At 41.6% G+C, this 789-nt stretch carries 1 protein-coding gene; it reads right to left on the bottom strand.

From position 1 onward, the window contains the following. A partial coding sequence (locus ACERCG_RS12175; RefSeq protein WP_373612306.1) for a YcaO-like family protein occupies positions 1-789 on the bottom strand: 789 nt, incomplete at both ends.

Raw genomic sequence — 789 nt, 5'->3', positions numbered from 1 at the left:
GCGATATTGCTCAGGCTCACGATTTTCATCAAGGAATAATTCAATCGTGCTGATTAAGCAACGGTAGTAATTATTACGCTCTGGCGAGAACACGCTGGCGTTCATATTCGCTGTCCAGTTCGCCCAATCTAACGCTTGCTCTAAGTTGCCAAGTGCTAAGTGAAGCATTGATTTTAGTTCGCCGATACGCAGAGTTTGCATTGCTGAACCTTTTTCTGCCACAACACCGATAAATTCACGCACACGAGTTAAATCATCAATGCTTTGCTCGTCTAACTCATCAAGCAATTCTTGGTAGGTTTCAGCATCGTGGTGGAAATGTGGTAAATCTAATAAGATTTCACGCCAATCCATACCCATATTGTTGTTTGCGTAAATTAAATCGTCGCTTGGATAAATGTTCGACATTCCCGGTGCTAAAATACGGCAAGCATACACGCCTAAATGCTCGTAATCCATAATGTAAACAGGCTGATTGTGCTTGTTGAAAATCGCAATCATATTATTGAATTCTTGCTCGGTTGTGCCAGAGAAATCCCAATGTACGAATGGATAATCCGCATCACGTTTGAAAAGATCCCACGAAATTAGACCGCTTGAATCAATAAAGTGTGTCTCAAGGTTCGCATGATCTGCTACATCTTCATTATTAAATGAAGGTGGGGCAAACACATCTAAATCCTTTAAGCTACGGCCTTGTAATAACTCGGTTACGGTACGTTCAAACGCCACTTGGAAATTCGGGTGTGCACCAAAAGAGGCAAAACAAGTACCGTTATTTGGGTTTAA

The sequence above is a fragment of the Mannheimia sp. E30BD genome (assembly GCF_041807785.1).
GTDB lineage: Bacteria > Pseudomonadota > Gammaproteobacteria > Enterobacterales > Pasteurellaceae > Mannheimia.
This window is presented reverse-complemented; position numbering and strand designations above follow the sequence as displayed.